At 42.9% G+C, this 18,500-nt stretch carries 12 protein-coding genes and 1 riboswitch; all 12 genes read right to left on the bottom strand.

Annotated elements, in window-relative coordinates; genetic code table 11:
• Positions 1–56: 56 nt before the first annotated feature.
• Positions 57–2,357 carry a DEAD/DEAH box helicase family protein gene (locus tag ACYVD3_RS07775; RefSeq protein WP_460641938.1) on the bottom strand — a complete coding sequence of 767 codons (2,301 nt, stop codon included), beginning with the start codon at positions 2,355–2,357 and terminating at the stop codon, positions 57–59.
• Entirely contained in the window at positions 2,327–3,232 is a 906-nt protein-coding gene (locus ACYVD3_RS07770) for a HamA C-terminal domain-containing protein (protein WP_460641937.1), read from the bottom strand. The genes ACYVD3_RS07775 and ACYVD3_RS07770 overlap by 31 nt, the downstream gene beginning before the upstream one ends.
• A 22-nt stretch (positions 3,233–3,254) precedes the next feature.
• Entirely contained in the window at positions 3,255–3,989 is a 735-nt protein-coding gene (locus ACYVD3_RS07765) for a PmeII family type II restriction endonuclease (protein WP_460641936.1), read from the bottom strand.
• On the bottom strand, positions 3,976–5,166 hold the full coding sequence (locus tag ACYVD3_RS07760; RefSeq protein ID WP_460641935.1) for a DNA cytosine methyltransferase: 1,191 nt from the start codon (positions 5,164–5,166) through the stop codon (positions 3,976–3,978). The genes ACYVD3_RS07765 and ACYVD3_RS07760 overlap by 14 nt, the downstream gene beginning before the upstream one ends.
• Positions 5,167–5,182: 16 nt before the next feature.
• The gene (locus tag ACYVD3_RS07755) at positions 5,183–5,392 is read right to left on the bottom strand and encodes a helix-turn-helix domain-containing protein (RefSeq protein WP_460641934.1); all 210 of its coding nucleotides are present in this window, start codon (positions 5,390–5,392) and stop codon (positions 5,183–5,185) included.
• A 387-nt stretch (positions 5,393–5,779) separates the two neighbouring features.
• Positions 5,780–7,360 (bottom strand): recombinase family protein, encoded by a 1,581-nt coding sequence (locus ACYVD3_RS07750; RefSeq protein ID WP_460641933.1) that lies wholly within the window; start codon positions 7,358–7,360, stop codon positions 5,780–5,782.
• Entirely contained in the window at positions 7,333–9,060 is a 1,728-nt protein-coding gene (locus ACYVD3_RS07745; protein WP_460641932.1) for a recombinase family protein, read from the bottom strand. Before ACYVD3_RS07745 ends, ACYVD3_RS07750 begins: the two co-directional genes overlap by 28 nt.
• A complete protein-coding gene (locus ACYVD3_RS07740) occupies positions 9,061–10,722 on the bottom strand; it encodes a recombinase family protein (protein ID WP_460641931.1) in 1,662 nt (553 codons plus the stop codon).
• Positions 10,723–10,880: 158 nt separating this feature from the next.
• Positions 10,881–11,138, bottom strand: a complete 258-nt coding sequence (locus tag ACYVD3_RS07735; RefSeq protein ID WP_460641930.1) for a DUF6870 family protein — start codon at positions 11,136–11,138, stop codon at positions 10,881–10,883.
• A gap of 53 nt (positions 11,139–11,191) precedes the next feature.
• Positions 11,192–13,453, bottom strand: coding sequence for an ATP-dependent DNA helicase (locus ACYVD3_RS07730; RefSeq protein WP_460641929.1), 2,262 nt, complete (start codon positions 13,451–13,453; stop codon positions 11,192–11,194).
• A 509-nt stretch (positions 13,454–13,962) separates the two neighbouring features.
• Entirely contained in the window at positions 13,963–14,457 is a 495-nt protein-coding gene (locus tag ACYVD3_RS07725; protein ID WP_460641928.1) for a sigma factor-like helix-turn-helix DNA-binding protein, read from the bottom strand.
• Positions 14,458–14,780: 323 nt separating this feature from the next.
• A riboswitch (cyclic di-GMP riboswitch) is annotated at positions 14,781–14,867 on the bottom strand.
• A 20-nt stretch (positions 14,868–14,887) separates the two neighbouring features.
• Positions 14,888–17,776, bottom strand: coding sequence for an S-layer homology domain-containing protein (locus ACYVD3_RS07720; protein ID WP_460641927.1), 2,889 nt, complete (start codon positions 17,774–17,776; stop codon positions 14,888–14,890).
• Positions 17,777–18,500: the final 724 nt, after the last annotated feature.

Here is an 18,500-nt window from a genome sequence, read left to right as displayed (position 1 = left end):
ATAGCAATTCGATATTTTCTTTAACAATTTCACACCGACCTATCAGTTTACACATTTTAATCCAATAATGACTGTACACTTTCGTCTATGTATGCCTCATATTTATCAAAATTCTTTCTTTCCTTTCCTTCGCCGTCATAATACCTTACAACATTAAAAGGAACGCCAAAATCACTTAATCTTCTTGCTTTAGGATTGAGCGCATTATATTCAAGCTTTTGTAACAACAACCCTAAACCTGGAATATCATCCATGTCCGCATCTTGCAATACGGAAATTCTATATCGATAGAAAACATCGAAAATTCCTAAGTATTTTACCAAGTGATACTTAAAAACATTATATACATAGTCAGCAACGGTGCGGATAGCCTCATCCTTAGTTTTTCGTGAATTATTTCTTCCTGTATAATAATCTACCATTGATAGAAAACCACCTTGTAAATACGAATGTAACAATACGGTAATCAATGAATAGACTTGATTATCACCAGTTTTGTAATCAATTAGGTTTTTCAGCTTATCTTCTTTAACTATAGGTAAAATGATATCCATTATTAGTTGGAATGCATCCCAATCTAATCTGCTTACATTACTACTTGCCAATGTTATAGGAATATTTCTAATTGTACTAAGCTGAGATGCACTAATGCTCATAATTTGGGAATATAGCACCAACTTATCATTTGGACCAACGATTCTAAAAGAGTTAAATACATGAGGCGGAATTTGTAATTTATCAATTTCATTTTGTATAAACTCCTTCTGTAATTTATCATGTTCGGATAAATACTTTTCTTTTGTTATTTGATAATCAACGTCTGTTTTAAGCGAATTTACATCATAATTCTTATGCTCAATATTCTCCTGATTTCCATTTACAATCTCTTGAAAATCATTATCTAAATCAATTACTCTGCCTAGATAATGTTGACCGAATCTGCCAGCTCTTCCTGCAATATTTTTAGCATCAAATTGTTTTAGTTGCTTTATTCCCTTTTTGTTCGATGTAATAATTATGTTCTTTGCTGTAGTATTTACACCCTCTGTTATGGTAGTAGTAGAAAAAAGACATATTAACGCACCATTATTGAATAAATTAATAATTTCCTTTTGAATGTACTTAGGTATCAAGCTGTGGTGAATACCTATTCGTGATTTTAAAGCCTTAAATACGACCCAATCAGAACCAAAAGTGTTTTCTAAATGTTCAAGAAAAACATCAAATATGACGGGAGTAGTTGCCTCACATTTTTGCTGAAACTTTGATACTAATTCTTGGTTTTGAAATAATAATTTTGCATATTCTTCTGTTTTAGTTTTTCGGCCACAATAAATAATGGTATTTTCTGTTGATGAACTTATCGACTCAATTATCCTGGATATTTTTTGCGGTTTCTTAATAGCTCCTATTGGTACTATGATATTTCCAATAATATACTTACTCTTACCCTTGATATTCTGATAAGTTTTTTCTACTATCTCAAATTGATTGTATTTTAAGAATTCATAACCATTCTCGCTTGCAAAATTAATAAAAGATGCTGTATTATTAACAGTTTGATCCGGCAAGGACATATATGGTCCTGCTAAAAGCATATCTTCAGATACACCACAAATAAATTCTAAAGCCAATCTATATGCGGTATCTCGTTCATTTTCTCCAGTAGTTTCTTGATCCATGATAAAAGTATTATCAATTTTATAGACTTCGTCAATAAAAGAAAAATCAAACTTTAAACTAGAATTCTTGTCCATAAAGGAAAGATATCTCTCGGGAGTAAATATAAACACATTTTTTTCTTTAGAATCATATTCTTCTTCACTAAGCGAATGAATTTTATAATCATTAAAAACTGATGATTTTCTAAGTTTAGAATAGTTTTCTGATAGTAAACTGATGGATGGGAAAACCAACAACACATTTTTATATTCCATTTTTCGTACTATCTCGTATACCAAAAAAGTTTTTCCAAACGAAGTTGGCGCAGTAAGAACAAAACGATTCCGTTTATTAGATACAAAACTATCCAACACCTGCTTCTGATACCTATGTAATTTATTATCACCTTGAACAAGACTCGCATCATGAAATAAAGCACTTAATGAAAGTAAATTTATATTTTCATCAGAAATGTCTAAATCAGTATATTTTCCTTTTAATAAGTCATAGTACTGAGGAATACCCGATTCGTTAGCTAAAAACAAAAGAAAATTCAAGTCACCTTCGGACAGTTGTTCATCTTTTACATAGTCAAAAAAGCGGCATACTTCTTTTATGAATGTGGCAGCATCGTTTGTTCTTTTATATTTGTAATATGATTTTACTATATCAGCGGTTCTTGCGAGTCTATCCATTCAACAACACTCTCCTTAATCTTCTTAACCTCTGATAAAGGAAGAAAAATAAAAAACAAACGATACTCAAAATTTGCCGGTATTTTTATACTTAACCTGTTAAACTCAGTGGTAATATGTTCAATACATTTTTGTATACTTGAATGAAATTCATTCGACTGTGTTTTTTGATAAGCGATCAATATCGGATACGTAAGCCTGATTTTATGATCAGTCATTTGCTGTGCCAAATTTATCTCTGGATCCTCTTCCCACATATCAAGAATATCTTTAAGCCTAGAGCTTGATGTTGTGAATCGATCCTGCCAGTCGATAAGAGCGAGGAGATTCTTATGTACGTAGTCGTCAGACAAAGAAGTTTTCAGCTTTTCCAGAACATCTGTTATCGGCTTTTTAAAGTCAACATAAAATTTAGCCTCTCCTAACCATAAGTCTACCTTATCCTTATTTTCAATTAAATGAAATGCATCAAACCCTTTAACCTCGCTGTTTTCAATAGGTGAATAGAGATATCCTCTTGCAAGGATAACATTGGTGTTTAAAAAGCACCTCAATATCAAATCAAGAAGAACCTCTCCATAAAAACCATATCGTATCTTGGTAGTCTTACTGGCAGAAAGATTGTATCTCATCCGTCTTAAAATTACTTTTCGTTGCTCAAGCGCTAAATTATCATAATTAATTTCGTACTCATTTACGGCAAACTCCACAATCCCATTATAAATTACCTTGGCTAAATCATCAGATTTCTCATTTTTAAAGCAAATATCTTTAATTGTGGAAAGGCATGACTTATCAACCCCACTTTCAGCGTGCGGTAGTCTACATTCAATACAAATAGCATTTTTAACTGCTTGCTTTAGTGCATCTCTCATACCTTTTCACCTTTAATGTAAATTAATTTCCAGAGTTAAACTCTACAAGTTTCTCCCAATCAATACTTCCATCCTCATTGCAAAACTCATTTGTAAATTCCTTTACTAACCGGTTTGCAGCCTTTTGATAAGACTCATCAAAATCAGTAACATATTGTTCTGGAAGCTCTTCCATAAATCGAATTAGCTTTATGTAGAATTCTTCATCACCTGTAAGTTCAGTCCAGAAATTCTTACCAGCTAATTCTTCATAGAATTTAGGCAAACCACGATTAGAAGTTTTTTTCTTTCCATAACCATAACCAATAATAGGCACAAAGCGTTTTTTTGCTTGTTGAGCCAGTTTGCTTGCTGCCATAAAGTTTTGTTCTTGCTTTTTACGGCTATCTGCATTGAAAACACTGGTACCTGACTTCACCGCAATAGCATATATGGTATTATCACGTTCAACCATGATATCTACACCTTCCGCTAATGCTTTTTGTCCCTGAGCAGCTGCCGTTGCGATTGGCTCAAAAAACACATTTCCAAATATTGTTTCCTCAGAAGAGGAAACAAATGCCGCCAAAATAGCTTCAACAATTTGAGAGGCGCCGTTCATTGCTTTTGCGCGAAAAAGGTATGGATTTTTTCTCTTAAAAACCTTCTTTATATTAAGAGCATCTACCTTTGAAATAAGACTTGTATAAAAATTATCTAAAGCTTCTGCAATAGCCTTAACAATCTCTTCTTCGTTATATGTTTCATTTATTGCCATAATTGTACCCCATTTCTATAGCATTTTTTATTCTGTTATGGACATCCGTGCCACGCACTCTTTTTGTTCTAATGGTTGAATCACCATTTGCGACAGATAATAGTGTTAGCCCTAAAGCACGGGCAAGCCCTACTGGTACAGCATTTCCTATCTGCCTATACTTCGCAGCTGTTGTACCTTTAAATATCCACTCATCCGGAAATTGTTGAATACGAGCATATTCCTTTACACTTAATGGGCGATCTTGTGTTGGATGACAAAGCATAGATGCTTTTTGTACTGGGGAGGTAACCAGTGTGGGGGATGGCTGTTTATAGTCAAGTCGGCGATAAAAGCCAACCTTTCCGCCTCCTGATTCATACGCTCCGCCCATTGCGGATTTTATTACATCTTCTGGTAAGCTACGCCAGTTGCCACCTTGTGGTACAAGTTTTAGGTACTTCATACGTTCTTCACTAAATGAAGTACATTCACCATAGTCATTTTCCATATCATAGATTGCATCATAAAGCGTATTCCAACGTAAATCTTTACTTTGATGCATCTGAAAATGCGATGGCATCGGTAAATATACATCCTCATGATCACGGCTTCCAATCAACACGAATCTTTCTCTAAACTGAGGAACACCATAATTTACAGCGTCTAAAACACCATAAACCGTTGAGTATCCAAGTTTTTGAAATTCGCTAAGTACTACGTCAAGAACCGTACCCAATTGATTTTCATATTCAATGTTATCCTTTATTCTCTCCGCAATAGGAGTATGCATTAACGGTGCTGACATAATGCCTTTTACATTTTCCATAACAAAGAAACGTGGTCGAATATATCTAATCATTCGAATAAAATCCATAAATAAACTACCACGAGGGTCATTTATTCCTAAACGCTTGCCAGCGGTAGAAAACGGTTGGCATGGCGGTCCACCACAAATAAGAAAAGGTTCACCGACCGAAAGTCCTGCCATTTCCAACAACTGTTGCGGTTCAATTTCTTGTATATTTCCTGGCACAACATTGTGTCCATTTGCTTGCATTGTTTCAACACAAGACTTCTCAAAATCCTGTCCAATTTTTACAGTTAATCCCGCTTGAGTAAGACCGATATCAAGTCCCATCGCACCAGAAAACAGGGAAATTACATCCCGATTAGAGGAGTATCTCTCATATTCCATTATAATTTGCTCCTCCTTAAATTTCGTCGCCATTATCCATGACGAATTTTCTTTCAAATTTACATGAAACAGCGTAAGCGATTTGTTCTAAATCGCCCACTGTAAAGCTTTCTCTTTTTAGTTTTGCATTAAAATTTTGCGGAGAGGTGCCAACCCTTCTAGCTAACTCTGCCACACTAATATTGGAACGAACACATAAAATTTTAATCTGCTCTGCTAATGTCATCTTTACGTATCACCCTACCTATAAAATTAACCAATTTAATTATAAACCCAAAAGTTTATAATGTCAATATAGTCCCTATTGTTTGTGGGATAATACATAGATTGTTATAATACCGTTATAATACCTTTTTAATATTTCTATGTTTTATTATTGACAGCTTATTTTTAGCAATTTACATCGCAATTTTCCCTAATATATAATCTAGGAATGGCTCACTTCTAAACTTCTCTATCTACTCTCTTTTTGCTCTAAAAGAAAACTCCATTAAAGTTTGTGCCAAGAACTACAACAAAAAAGGAATATTTCTTCCCGAAAACAAACGAAACAAGCCAGCATCAGCAAAAAACTGCTGATGCTGGCTCACAATTAACCCATTCCTGTCTGGTTTTACAACAATCCTGTCACTTTATAATAGTCCTCGTAATTCCACACAATTTCAAATCGTTCATCTTCAAATACAGAAATCTCTTTCACAAAGGCCAGCACCATATCCTTGGTAAGCTGATCAGCAAACTCATATTTTTGGTGAACTTGCTGATACTCTGTTTCCTGCTTATCTTCTGTGATCAAAGAACATTCTATTTGCAGTTCCTTGAGTTTTTCTGAAATCAGGTTCATCTGCCGGGTGTTAGCTTCAAGCATTGCTGCATACTGTTCTTTAGAAATGTGTTCAAAACAATATTCTTCAAAGGCATTTTTCCTAGCTACACGAAGCTTTTCAATTTCCTGCTGTCTGAGCTGGATTTCCTTTTGCAGACTTTGTATCCGTTCATGGTTGGTCAAGGTGAACTCCGAAGGGTTTCTGCCATCACGAAGTACAAAGCTAACCTGCTTATTGATGATAGCAAGCAGAATATCGCTAAATGCCGTTTCCATTACTTTGATTGTACTGCATGGAGTGCTTTCTTCATACTTTGCCATGTAACAATGATAATAGGGTTGCTTTACACTGGCACGGGTCAGATTGTGATGACAATATCCACACTTCAAAATTCCGGTCAGCGGATACCCTCTGGACGGAACAGGTTTTCGCGAATTATCCTTTTTCGGAAACCAAATACCAGCTTTCTCAAATAGCTCCTGTGTTACAATCGGCTCATGCGTATCCGAAGCAATAATCCATTCTGATTTTGGATTCGCCTTTGTCCGCTTTGTTGATACATCCGCTTTTGTCCGTCTATAGCTGACCAATTTCCCGGTATACCGTTCGTCACGAAGAATCCGCTTGATAGCAAATCGTGTCCATAATAGACGATCATCAGCCACTTTCCAGCCACGGTCGAGGTCTGTACCGTTCTGCTTGCGATAAGCCAGTGGTGAAGGTATCTTTTCTTTATTCAAAAGAACCGCTATCTCATTGGGATTCACGCCATCCGCGGCCAGTTGAAAAATACGTCTTACCACCACCGCTGCCTGTTCGTCAATCACCAGCTTGTTTTTTTGCGTTTCCGATAGCTGATAGCCATAAAATGCTATCGTTCCAAGATATTTGCCCTTAGACCACCGGACTTTATTAGAACTACGGATTTTCGTTGAGATGTCACGGCTATAAAGCTCACTTACCATGCTCTTTAATGCAACATCCATTCCGACAGAGCTTCCCTTGGTCTGGTTGCTGTCATACCTATCGTTAACTGCAATAAAGCGTACCCCATAAAGAGGGAATACCTGCTCCAAGTAATCGCATACATCAATATAATTACGTCCAAACCTTGAAAAATCTTTTACGATAATGCATTCAATCCGCTTTTGTCTGACCAGCATAAGCAGGCGTTTGATTTGCGGACGGTTGAAGTTGGTGCCGGAGTACCCATCGTCTTGGAACTCTAAAATCTCCCAATCCTTAAACTCACGCTTTTCTGAGACAAATCCATGGAGAAGCTCCCTTTGATTTTTAATACTGTCACTTTCACCGATATTTTCATCCTCAGACGATAACCTCATATAGAGAGCGAGTGTTTTTGGCATACAGCCTCCGCCCCCTTTACATTGCTGATAATGAGCTGAAACTCATCTTTGAAATTTAAGACAACCTCAAACCGGTTATCTGCCCAAACCCATACACGGCTGAACAGCTCCAGCATCATTTCTCTTGTCGGTATTTGTTCCTTTGCATAGCGTTCAAAAGAAGTAATCCATTTATTTTTAGCAGTCAGTTCCTCTGTATATTTTGTAAGCTCCTGCGTGAGCTGTTGTAGTTCTTCCTTAATCCCGGCATTTTCTCCGTTGTAGCGTTCCTTCATATAGAGGAAATCTTCTTCGGAAATGGTGCCGTTATCAAACGATTCAAATAGCGTGTTCTTCAATGTAGTAATCCGTTTGATTTTCTGCTGTAGGGTCTGTATGTTCCGTTGCAAATAACGGATATGCTTTTGATAGGCAGAGGACTCATTAAACCTTATCAGCAGTTTTTTCATATCCACAGCCAAATCAATCTGACTGCGGATCACGGAAAATATAGCAGCTTCAAGCACTTCCTCACGGGTGGATTTTTTTATGCACCCATGGGATAGGTTCTCATTATAAACTCTGCACTGCTGATAATAGCGGACAGAAGTAGCCGTTGCATCCTTATAGCGTACCAGCTTGGTGTGGCAATCTCCGCAATACAACAGCCCTGCGAAAATATTCTCCTTTTTTCCATGCTTATCATACTTTCCTCTTAACGCTACAGCCTGCTGTCGGATCTGTTCCTTTTGTCGCTGAATTTTCTCAAAGGTTTCCTCGTCTATGATGGCTTCGTGGGTATGGGGAACTACAATCCATTCGGAACGGGGAACCTTTGTGGTAGGAAGTCCATCACAAAGAGCCTTCTTCGTCTTACCCTGTGCCATACAGCCTGTATAGATGAGATTATCCGTAATGACTTTTATCATCTGTCCCTGCCAAAACTCGTTTTGCGGTTTCTTTTTGATTTCACCCTTTTGGTATAAATAAAGGGAGGGCGAAACAATATTTGCTACGTTGAGCTTTCGGGCAATGGTGGTATTTCCAATCCCTTGTGCCTTCCACTGAAAAATCTGATATACCGTAGGAGCTGTATCCTCGTCAAGAATGAGCTGATTCTTATCCTCCGGTGATTTCTTGTAACCATAGGGGGCAAAAGCACCGATAAACTCGCCCTTTCGCTGCTTTGTTTCCAAGGAAGTATTGATTTTTCGAGAAATATCCTTGGCATAAAAATCGTTGATTAGATTTTTCAACGAAATAATCATGGAATTGCTTCCATCATCTGTGAGACTGTCATAACCATCATGCATCGCTATAAAGCGTACTCCCATAGTAGGGAAGGTCTTTTCGATGTAATATCCGGCTTCTACATAGTTTCTGCCAAAGCGGGAGAGATCCTTGACTACAATGCAGTCGATCCGCCCTGCCATGGCTTCATCCATCATCTTTTCAAAATCGGGACGCTCAAAGTCTGTGCCTGAAAATCCATTATCGCAGAATATCTGGCACAGCCGCATATCTGATTGCTCACTGACGAAGCGTTCCAGCATGAGTTGCTGGTTTTGAATGCTCTCGCTTTCTGCGCCATAATTGTTATCTTCTACGGAAAGTCTCACATAAATAGCCGTATTATAAATTCGCTCCGGTAAAGCAACGCTTTCTGTCGCTACTCCGCTTAGAGAAGCGGCAATAGCGTTTTGTCTGCTCTTTCTCGCCATTTAGACCACCTCCGCTTCTTCCGGTGAGGTGGCATCGGCAGTTTCTGCACAGGAAATGACTTTCAGTGCCTGCTCAAAATCGTATTGATACTGAAATACGATTTCAATGCGGTTTCCTTCATAGATATTGATATGGTCAATCAGAGTAACCACAATGGGCCTTGTAAGCTCCGTAATATTTTGGTACTGCCGGAATATCTCTATCCAGTTATTATTTTCTTTTAGGCTAAAGGTGGCGGTATGAAGCTCCTTTTCCAGCCTGTGCAAATCATCTTCGGCTGATTTCTGCTGTTCATCGTATTGAAGCTTCATTTCAAAGTATTCTGTTTCAGAAATGAGCTTTTCCACTTTAGATTCAAACAAAGCCTTTTTCAAGCGTTTATACCGCTCAATTTCCTCTTTTTTCTGCTCTGCCTGAATCCCTGTCCGACTGGATATACTCTTACGGTAGGGCATATCATCAATGCGTTTCAGCATTTTCTCAACATCAAGGATGGCATCAATTTGACTTCTGATACTGGCAAGAACCGTTTGCTCCAGCAGGGTATCTTTGACTCTGTGGCTGGAGCAAATCTTCGTGTTTCGGTTATTGCCGCACATATAGTAGGTATAGATTTTACCGCCACGGTTATTGTTGTTTCGCACCATGCTGCGTCTACAATCCCCGCAGAATAACAGTCCACTGAACAGATATACCGTTTGCTCCTGTGGTGCAATCCGGGTATCTTTCATAAGAAGGCGGTTTACCGTATCAAAGATTTCTCTTTCAATGATTGGCTCATGGTTATGTTCAATGCGAACCCATTCGTTTTCGGGTTTTTGCATGAGCTTTTTGATTTTATGGTTTGGGGTACTTCGCTTACCCTGCACCAAGGTACCAACATAAAATTCGTTTTTCAGGATACGGCCTATAGCAACAGCCGTCCATCTTGCTTGTGGGTTGATTTGAAAACCGCTCTTATACTTCATACCGCAGTAACGCTTATACTCCATAGGGGATAGGATACCTTGGTCATCCAAGCGTTCTGCAATACGCTGCTGGCTGAGTCCCTCCAGCTTCCATTTGAATATATCCCGTACCACATCGGCGGCATACTCGTCTATGACCAGCTTATGCCTGTCATCAGGGTCTTTCAGATACCCGTATACGGCAAAGGAGCCAATGAAGTCTCCCTTTTTTCGTTTGACTTCAAGCTGGCTCCTGATTTTTACAGAAATGTCACGACAGTAAGCATCATTCACCAAATTTTTGAAGGGAAGTACAATATCATCTGCTCCGCCTTTTCTCTGGATAGAATCATAGCCATCGTTAATGGCAATGAAACGGACTCCATACAGCGGAAACTCCTGATCCAGGAAACGCCCCGCTTCTACGAAATTTCTTGCAAAACGGGACAAATCCTTTACGATGACACAATCAATCTGACCGCTTCGGATGTCCTTTAGCAACTGCTGAAAGGCCGGGCGGTCAAAATTGGCACCACTGTATCCATCATCAACACGGACAGAGTGCACTTCAATATCAGGCTTATCCGTAAGATACTGCCTGATTAATTCCTTTTGGTTCACAATGCTGTCGCTCTCTACCTTATCGCCATCTTCCTTGGAAAGACGCACATAGATAGCCGCACGATAACATTTCGTTTTTATTAACTTTTCCATAGTGGAACCTCCTAATCGTTGAATTTCCAATCAGCAGGACTTTTCAACAACAGGCTTCCACCGTTACGTCTATTTGCGACTCATTGTAGCATAGAAACAATTTCGCGTCCAGACAAAAAGAAAAATCCGCTACAGTATGTCTGATCCATTTTCCGCTCCTAAAATGTTTTTAAGTAATTTTCAATGCGATCCTCAAGGGTCGCTGTTGTTTCGGAAAAACTGATTTTCACAATGGCTTCACCGCATTTGTAGCAATACGGATTTCCAATCTGGCGGACATAATCTTCCAGCCGCTGTTCCCTTGGGAGCTTTTTATCTATATTCACGTCATTGATATCGACCAGCGTATTCCGATCTACCGTTCTTATATCTACATCCTTACAGGATGAATTGAGCGTAATTATTTGTGGCTGCATGGCATGACCTCCTTTACCGCTTCTCTTACACTGTATGAAAAATCGTGATTGTCCTATGCAAAGTAACTTTGATCCTTATGGGACACAATAAACCGCCCCACATCCTCCATCCGGTCAGTTACCGGCATATCGGGCAGAGCAGCCAAAATATCATTAATGTAGCGTCCACTGGCACGGCTGTCCAAGATGGAAAACACGCAGGTATCGGTTTCCCTGCGAATTCCACGACCGATCCACTGGCGCAGCTTGATAATCATGCTGGGGACAATTACATCAGACAGATAGCTGTAAAAATTGTCATGGAGAGATTTTTCATATTCTCCAACCGGATCAGGTATAGGGAATGGCAGCTTGACCACAATCAATGATGATAGAATATCTCCGGGCAGGTCAATACCCTCACCAGCACTGTCACTGGCAAGCAGCACGCCGTTTCTGCTATTCCGAAAGGATTCGATGGCGTTTAGCCGACCCTTGCCCATCAGAAACAATGGGTAATTCGTAATTCTGTCGGAAAGCCCAGTGTAGATAATCTCCATCATACGGTAGGAAGTGAACAGCACTAATGTATGTCCGTGGGTCTGCCGGATCAGCTCTGTGAGCTGGGTAATCACGGCTTCCATGTATTCATCGTTCTTCACATCAGGAAATGGCATATCCTTTGGAAGATATAACAATGCGTGTTCCCGGTAGTTAAATGGTGATGCTTTGCTGGTTTCTATCAGTCTTTTGATATCCAGAAAATCAATCCCTGTCTGATGTTTGAAATGGCTGAAATCGCCGCCAACTGACAGTGTTCCTGATGTCAATACATAAGGCATTGCCTTATCCCAAATATCTTCAAACAGTAAAAAATCCAGTTGTTTTGGCAGGGAGCAGACCTGACAGGCGGTGGTGCCGGTATGCTCCAGCCAGCATATTGATTGAGAGTAGTCCAGCAAAATCATCAGCTTGGAGAGCTTTTGCTCCATTCGGCTGACCAATCGCCCATAGGCTGCGGCTTTCCTATAATCCTTAGTAAAGAAAAGCACTGACAGTCTGCGTAATATCTCTGTCAGTGCTTTCAGATTCTGTATACTGTCAAAGCGAATTTCTACCGCCGAACAGGTTTTGTCATAGCTCACGCCTGCGGAGTTTTTCAGATTTTCAAACAATGCTGTATTCTGGCGCAGCATTTCTTCGCAAAGCCTTAAAATCTCACCCTTATCCGTATTCTGGCTGCCGATGGAGCGGTAGATGCTAGAGGTAAGCCGTTCCAGTTCCACACTTTCAAGGGTCATTCCGTACATCTGTCTTGCTGCATCTAGCAACTTATGAGCCTCGTCAAAAATCAACAGACCACAATCTGGAAACAGTCGGTTCCTTCCACCTTTTTGACTTAGCACATCCGCTAATACCAAGTTATGGTTTGCAATTTGAAAGTCAAATGCATTGGTCTGCGATCTAAGGATAAAATTGCGATAGCGGCAAATAGAGGCGAGATCACAATGCAGATGGCAACGTTCCACGCAGATACGCCCTTTGACATAATCGGTCAGGGGCAGGCTGTCTAAATCAATGGAGCAGGCGCCGGTATATAAACAATCCAGCGTTTCAATCAGTTCTTTATCTCCCTCACGCCCATTATTTACAGTGGAAGAACGGTAATTTCGCACCCGATCATCACAGGCATAGTGAGATTTCCCCTTACGCACCACAAAGGATAAAGGGGTTTCAATAATACGATGTTCCATTAAGACATTGGAAATCTGCGGAATATATTCTTCGGTCAATGCTTTTTGCAGGGCAATGGTGGAAGTGGAAATGATCGCCGGTTGACTACTTCCATGGAACAGGCGGTAGATTGTTGCCGCCAATATGTAGGCATGGGTCTTGCCCGTGCCCACTTCTGCCTCGCACAGTGCCACTTTGGTTTCTTCCATAGCATCCAGCATTGACAGAGCAAGGGACAACTGGTTTTCCCGAAAGGTCATACCATGCTTTGGCAGAATATCAGTAAAAATATAGATCAGAAGCTCTCTCGCACGGCTATGCTTATCTGCGTGTTCCGGTTCTTCCACCTCAGATACCTGTGCCAGCATTTTTTCAATGGCTTTCTGGTAGCCGGAAAACGACAAGGACTTCTGGCGCGAAAACAGTCTCTTCGCTTTTAATGTTGTCAGGTCTACCATACGGTAGCTGTATGTTTTGCCGGTGTAAAGCTCAAGCAGGACGCAATTCTTGGTGGTCAGTACCACCTTTTCGTCCGGTCGGAACAAACCGGCTTCATAAATCTTATTTTGAATGTCTGCCATGCAGACTTTTTTCTCATTCATAGCTTTTATGCCTCCTTTGAATCCTAAAGGAGCGACACAAGAATGCGGCGGTGTCGGAAACGGTTTGGTTGTCTTTTGACAAAATAGCCGGCTCCGCCGCATGGTTTCTATCGCTCCGATAGAGGTTTTATAAAAAAGAAGGTGTGATGAGCGTTCCGCGCGGTTACACGGAATCCATAAAAGCCGCCCCTCATTCTCTCTCAAATGAGGGTGATGCATTTTCCCGGTCATCCTGCCGGGCTGTTCAATGCGGTGAAGCGTTCAAAACAGAAGTATCATAATCACCGGCAAGGATCATCGCAATCCGCTCCACCACAGAGCGTAACAACCGCAGACATTCTCGCTCGGAGGGCGCTGCCCTCGTCTTCGCGTGTCCCGTCATGTCGCTTCTCTTGCCGGTAATGTAACCATCACACCCGTATTCTGTTTTCAATGTTCAGGTGAAAGGAAGCTCAGAAATTTTCCTTTCAACCAATGTCAAAAAAACAGGGGGGTGTAGGGGTATAAAATTAAATTTTTTCAAAAAACTTTTGCAGTTTTGCCGTAGCTGCTTCGATGCTTTCGTGAACAGAAGTAAAATGCACTCCTTCACGGCTTGCAATTTGCCGATAGGATAACCCTTGAAAGAAATGCAAAATAAACCGCCGCCGCTGTACCTCTGTCAAATCTCCGCTGTCCATAAGCTGCTTTGCTGCTTCCATGGCGTTTCTACTATCACTTTTATGTATCCATTCCGTATCCAAAGGGGCTGTGGCAAGCTGCCCGGTATCCTCCAGTCCGTTGATGCTCACATCCAAACGGCTTGTCCGATTATCGTTTATAACCTGCTGATGATAAATTTCATCTGACAGGGCTTTCAGATCCATAAAATCCTCTACCGTTTTGTCTGGATTTTCCGCGAGGTAATCCTTAAGCGTAATTTCCACGATACGGTCTGCAAAGCGGTAGACAATGCCATCGCTGAATTTATTCCTTGCATAATCGCTATCTTTATAATTCTTCATGTTCCTTTCCTCCGATCTGTTTTGCTGGAATGCGAAAACAGATCGGGGGGTGGAGAGCGGCAGCGCGGTTCGACAATCAGACAGCCGTCAAGGTCCTTGTTTGGAATAAAAAGGAATATAAACGGTTTTTTTGTCGAACAAAAAAAGTCAGTACGCTGCCCTTGGCAAAATACTGACTTTTTTAGAATATGGCTATTAAATTGTATATTTGAGAGGTGGTATGTACGAGCCGTGGCGTAGAACGAAAGCCCTGCCCGATACCACAAATACCCGTAAAATATGGCAAGAGCCCACCCTCAGAATATAGGGCAGGCTCTGCGCGGTTTTGCAGCCAGACTATCATAGCGCATTTGCGCCTTAGATCCTCAGCTTTGCGTCCCCGGCTTTAACCGGGTTTGCCCTTGGCATTATTCATTTTGTTGTCTGTGCTTTATTTTTCCGGCACTCGGAGTACATCGCCGGGGTAAATGATAGAAAACCGGCTCTTGTTATTCAGCCGTTCCAACTCGGACATTGTGCATCCCAGCTTGTGTGCAATGAGCCAGAAGCTGTCGCCCTTTTGTACGATGTAGGTTGTATAGCGGAGATTTTTGGGCACATCCGCCGTCACGCCGTACTGGTCAAAGGTATAGGCCCCACCATCAATGTCCTGCTTGCCGGTGAGGGGCTTGCCATCCTTGAAGTACATCCATTTGCCGGAATCGTTCATGGTCCAGCCCTGCGCCGTGTCGTTGGAAATTGCCAGCTCCACAAAGCGGCGAAGCACAGCAGACACCTCGGCTCTTGTGGCTGTACCCTGCGGGTCAAAGAGATTGCCGTTTTTGCCGCTGATAACCCCTGCCATCTGCATCTGCTTCACGGCTTCCTTGGCATAGGCACTGATCTTTCCATTATCAGCAAAGGTATTTTCCACATGAACTTTCGGCAGAGTATAACCGATGGTCTTGGCATAGTTGCTCATAATGACCGCCATCTGCTCACGGGTGATGGACTGATCCGGGGCAAACCTTCCATTGCCAACCCCGTTTACAATGTTGTTTTTGCTTGCCCACTCAATGTAGCCCATGTAGTAGGCGTCGCTTTTCACATCGCTGAAGCTGCTCTTTGCGTAGCCGCTTACATCGGCGCTTGCCAGCCGTCCGAGGACGGTGACAAACATTCCTCTCGTCATAGCGGCATTCGGACTGAACTTGGTTTCAGAAGTGCCGCTAAACAATCCTCGGCTTACCACAAACTCAATATCTTCCTTTGCCCAATGAGCCGCAATGTCTGTAAATGCGGTATTGGTCTGCTTGTAGCCGATGCCGTAGGTGGAAAAATGGTCGGTGCTGAAACGCAGTACCTGTTCCACACTGTCATAGACCGAGTTTGTGAGCCAGTGTACCTTGCCCTTGGCATCCACATAGACCGCCTGCACATTTCCTGCGTTTTCATTTGCGCCGAGGGTGTAGGGAATAGTTACCGATACGCTGCCTGCGCCGAAGCTGCTGACTGCCTTGCCGTTGCCGTAGTTCACATTGAGGTCGAATACCGGGCGGCTGCCGATGGCTTTTTTCGCATCACCGGTCAGCTTGCTGCTGTCCCCACGGGTGGCGGTGATGTTGACATCCGATTTTGCCTGTTTGTTGATTTCCTGCACGGTAGCCAAATCCATGCCGATTCGGATGTCGGGGTTATCTACCACCACAATGGTGTTGACAATTTTCTTTTCAATGATAGTGTCCTGCACGGTCTTAGGCAGATTGACCGTAACATTAGAGCCTGTCTTATTGCCGGTGTCCACACGGAGAACTACTGTAATGCCATTTTGCTCCGTGCCGTTTTTCTTGGCCTCAGCCAATGCCTTGTCAAAGGCGTCAGTCACAGTTTTGCCAGTGATGTTCACTATGACATTGCCCTTGCCGTCTGCTGTGCCGGGAACCTTGATTTCCCCCTGTGTAGGTGAATTGGGCTTATCCGGTGCGGGCGGGGTGACGATGACAGGGCTGCTGTTGTCCGAGGAGCTGCCGCCGCCATCACCGCCGGAGCTGCCATTGTAGCTAAATGTTGCCGCAATGGTGTGATTGGCGCTTACGCCAGAAAAAGTGTAGCTTGTAATCTTTCCTTGGCTTACGTCATCCACCTTCACATCCGCGATAGAATAATTGCTGCTGGGTGTGATGGTAAAGGCTTTGCTTGTGCCGCTGTCCACCGTCACACTGCCGCTGGGGGAAATACTACCCCCAGTGCCTGCTGTTGCTGTGATGGTGTGGGTTACAACCGGTATCGTCGTTACAGTAATATCGAAGGTTTTTGTGTAATCACTGCTTGCGGTCGAGCCGTTTGCAACGGTTGCTTTCACCGTGGCTGTACCTGCCGACGTTGCACTAAAGGTGCTGCCTGCAATGGTTGCGCCCGTGCCGTTTGCGTTTTCCACGCTCCAGACAATGCTTTGATTGGTGGCATTGGCGGGAGAAACGATTCCTGTCAAGGTTAAACCACTGCCCGCCTGCACAGAAGCGGCATTGGTCATGGTGATATCCGTTACAGGAGTGAATATCATGATGCTGGTCAATGTCAAGTCTTTGCCGGTTACATTTGCGGATACCGTAACGCTACTGATGGTGCCGAGGTAGTAGCCGGGAGCGCCTGCATCAATGCTGTAGCTACCTGCCGAAACATTGGAAATGGTGTAGGCTCCGTTTGCATCTGTGAGTACCGGAGTACCTACAGGGCCACTTCCGTTCTTTAACCACACAGAAGCGCCGTTAATGCCGCTGCCTGTATCGCTGCCCTTGATGGTACCGCTGATGGTGTAGGTGGAAACCGCCGTCACAGAGACGCTCAGTCCTACCGTAGCGTTGGTGCTGTGGTTGGTGCTTACGTTCAGGGTTTCATTGTAATTGCCCACTGCAAGACCGGCTTTCGGTGTAATGGTAAAGGTGGCTATATCGCCTGCCGCTAGCGTAGTGGTACTGAGTGTGCCGATGGTGTAGTTGGTGCTGGTCGGCTGGGTCAGCGTCAAACTGGAGTTTCCAGTGTTTGTAATGGTGACGGTCTGCGCTGTCGGGGCGCTGTAGCCCACTTCCAGCGATCCAAAATCCTTGCTGGTGGGATTGGCTGTGATGGTGTAGGTAGGAACCGCCGTCACAGAGAAACTTAAATTCACCGTAGCATTGGTGCTGTGGTTGGTGCTTACTGTCAGCGTTTCATTGTAATTCCCCACCGCAAGACCGACCTTCGGTGCAACGGTAAAGGTAGCCGTACCGCCTGCCGCCAGTGTAGTGGTACTGAGTGCGCCGATGGTATAGCTGGTGCTGGTCGGCTGAGTCAGTGCCACGCTGGAGTTTCCAGTGTTTGTGATGGTAACGGTCTGCGCTGCTGGGGCAGTGTAGCCCACCGTCAGCGAACCGAAGTCCTTGGCGGTCGGATTGGCTGTAATGGTGTAGCTGGGCGCAGCGGTTACCGTTAGCGTGGCTGAATTTGAGGTAGCAACAGGCGCTACCGTACCACTGACGATGGCACGGTATTGATAGCCGTTCATCCCTGCGGTTACCCCGGTGATAGTCAGCGTCGACGTACTGGCTCCGCTGTATACTCCACCGCTCGAGATGTTCGCAAAGCTGCTGCCAGTGTTAACCTGCCACTGATAGGTTAAACCCGTTCCGGTCGCCGTAACCAAGAAATTAACCGACTGCCCTTCGTTCACCGTTTGAGGGTATGGCTGGCCTGTGATGGAAGGAGCCACTGAGGTATCCACCAGTACGCCGGTCATGTTGCCTACGCTGTTCAGCGTCAGATTCGCATTATTTCCTGCGCCATCTTGGATGGTGCCACCGTTTAGGATTAGCGAGCCGATGCTGATGCCGTTACTGTCGCTGTCGCCCGCCTGCACCGTATAACGAAAGACCAGATTACTTGCGCCACTGCCGCTTACATAAGTGGCCTGCCGTGACGTGCTACCGATGATCAGCGAGAGATACGGTGTGCCGCTGGAGGTGTTTACAGTCACATTCTCGTCAAAAGTTACTGTGAAATCCAAATTGTTTCCGGCAGAATACGTT

The sequence above is a fragment of the Lacrimispora brassicae genome, assembly GCF_054772055.1.
Note: the sequence above shows the minus strand (reverse complement) of the source record. Positions and strands in the feature narration are given on the sequence as shown.

What these genes read in the sequence shown, in the direction of transcription:
- ACYVD3_RS07775 (WP_460641938.1), bottom strand. Translation starts at nt 2,357, where the DNA reads ATGGATAGACTCGCAAGAACCGCTGATATAGTAAAATCATATTACAAA.
- ACYVD3_RS07770 (WP_460641937.1), bottom strand. Translation starts at nt 3,232, where the DNA reads ATGAGAGATGCACTAAAGCAAGCAGTTAAAAATGCTATTTGTATTGAA.
- ACYVD3_RS07765 (WP_460641936.1), bottom strand. Translation starts at nt 3,989, where the DNA reads ATGGCAATAAATGAAACATATAACGAAGAAGAGATTGTTAAGGCTATT.
- ACYVD3_RS07760 (WP_460641935.1), bottom strand. Translation starts at nt 5,166, where the DNA reads ATGGAATATGAGAGATACTCCTCTAATCGGGATGTAATTTCCCTGTTT.
- ACYVD3_RS07755 (WP_460641934.1), bottom strand. Translation starts at nt 5,392, where the DNA reads ATGACATTAGCAGAGCAGATTAAAATTTTATGTGTTCGTTCCAATATT.
- ACYVD3_RS07750 (WP_460641933.1), bottom strand. Translation starts at nt 7,360, where the DNA reads ATGCCAAAAACACTCGCTCTCTATATGAGGTTATCGTCTGAGGATGAA.
- ACYVD3_RS07745 (WP_460641932.1), bottom strand. Translation starts at nt 9,060, where the DNA reads ATGGCGAGAAAGAGCAGACAAAACGCTATTGCCGCTTCTCTAAGCGGA.
- ACYVD3_RS07740 (WP_460641931.1), bottom strand. Translation starts at nt 10,722, where the DNA reads ATGGAAAAGTTAATAAAAACGAAATGTTATCGTGCGGCTATCTATGTG.
- ACYVD3_RS07735 (WP_460641930.1), bottom strand. Translation starts at nt 11,138, where the DNA reads ATGCAGCCACAAATAATTACGCTCAATTCATCCTGTAAGGATGTAGAT.
- ACYVD3_RS07730 (WP_460641929.1), bottom strand. Translation starts at nt 13,453, where the DNA reads ATGAATGAGAAAAAAGTCTGCATGGCAGACATTCAAAATAAGATTTAT.
- ACYVD3_RS07725 (WP_460641928.1), bottom strand. Translation starts at nt 14,457, where the DNA reads ATGAAGAATTATAAAGATAGCGATTATGCAAGGAATAAATTCAGCGAT.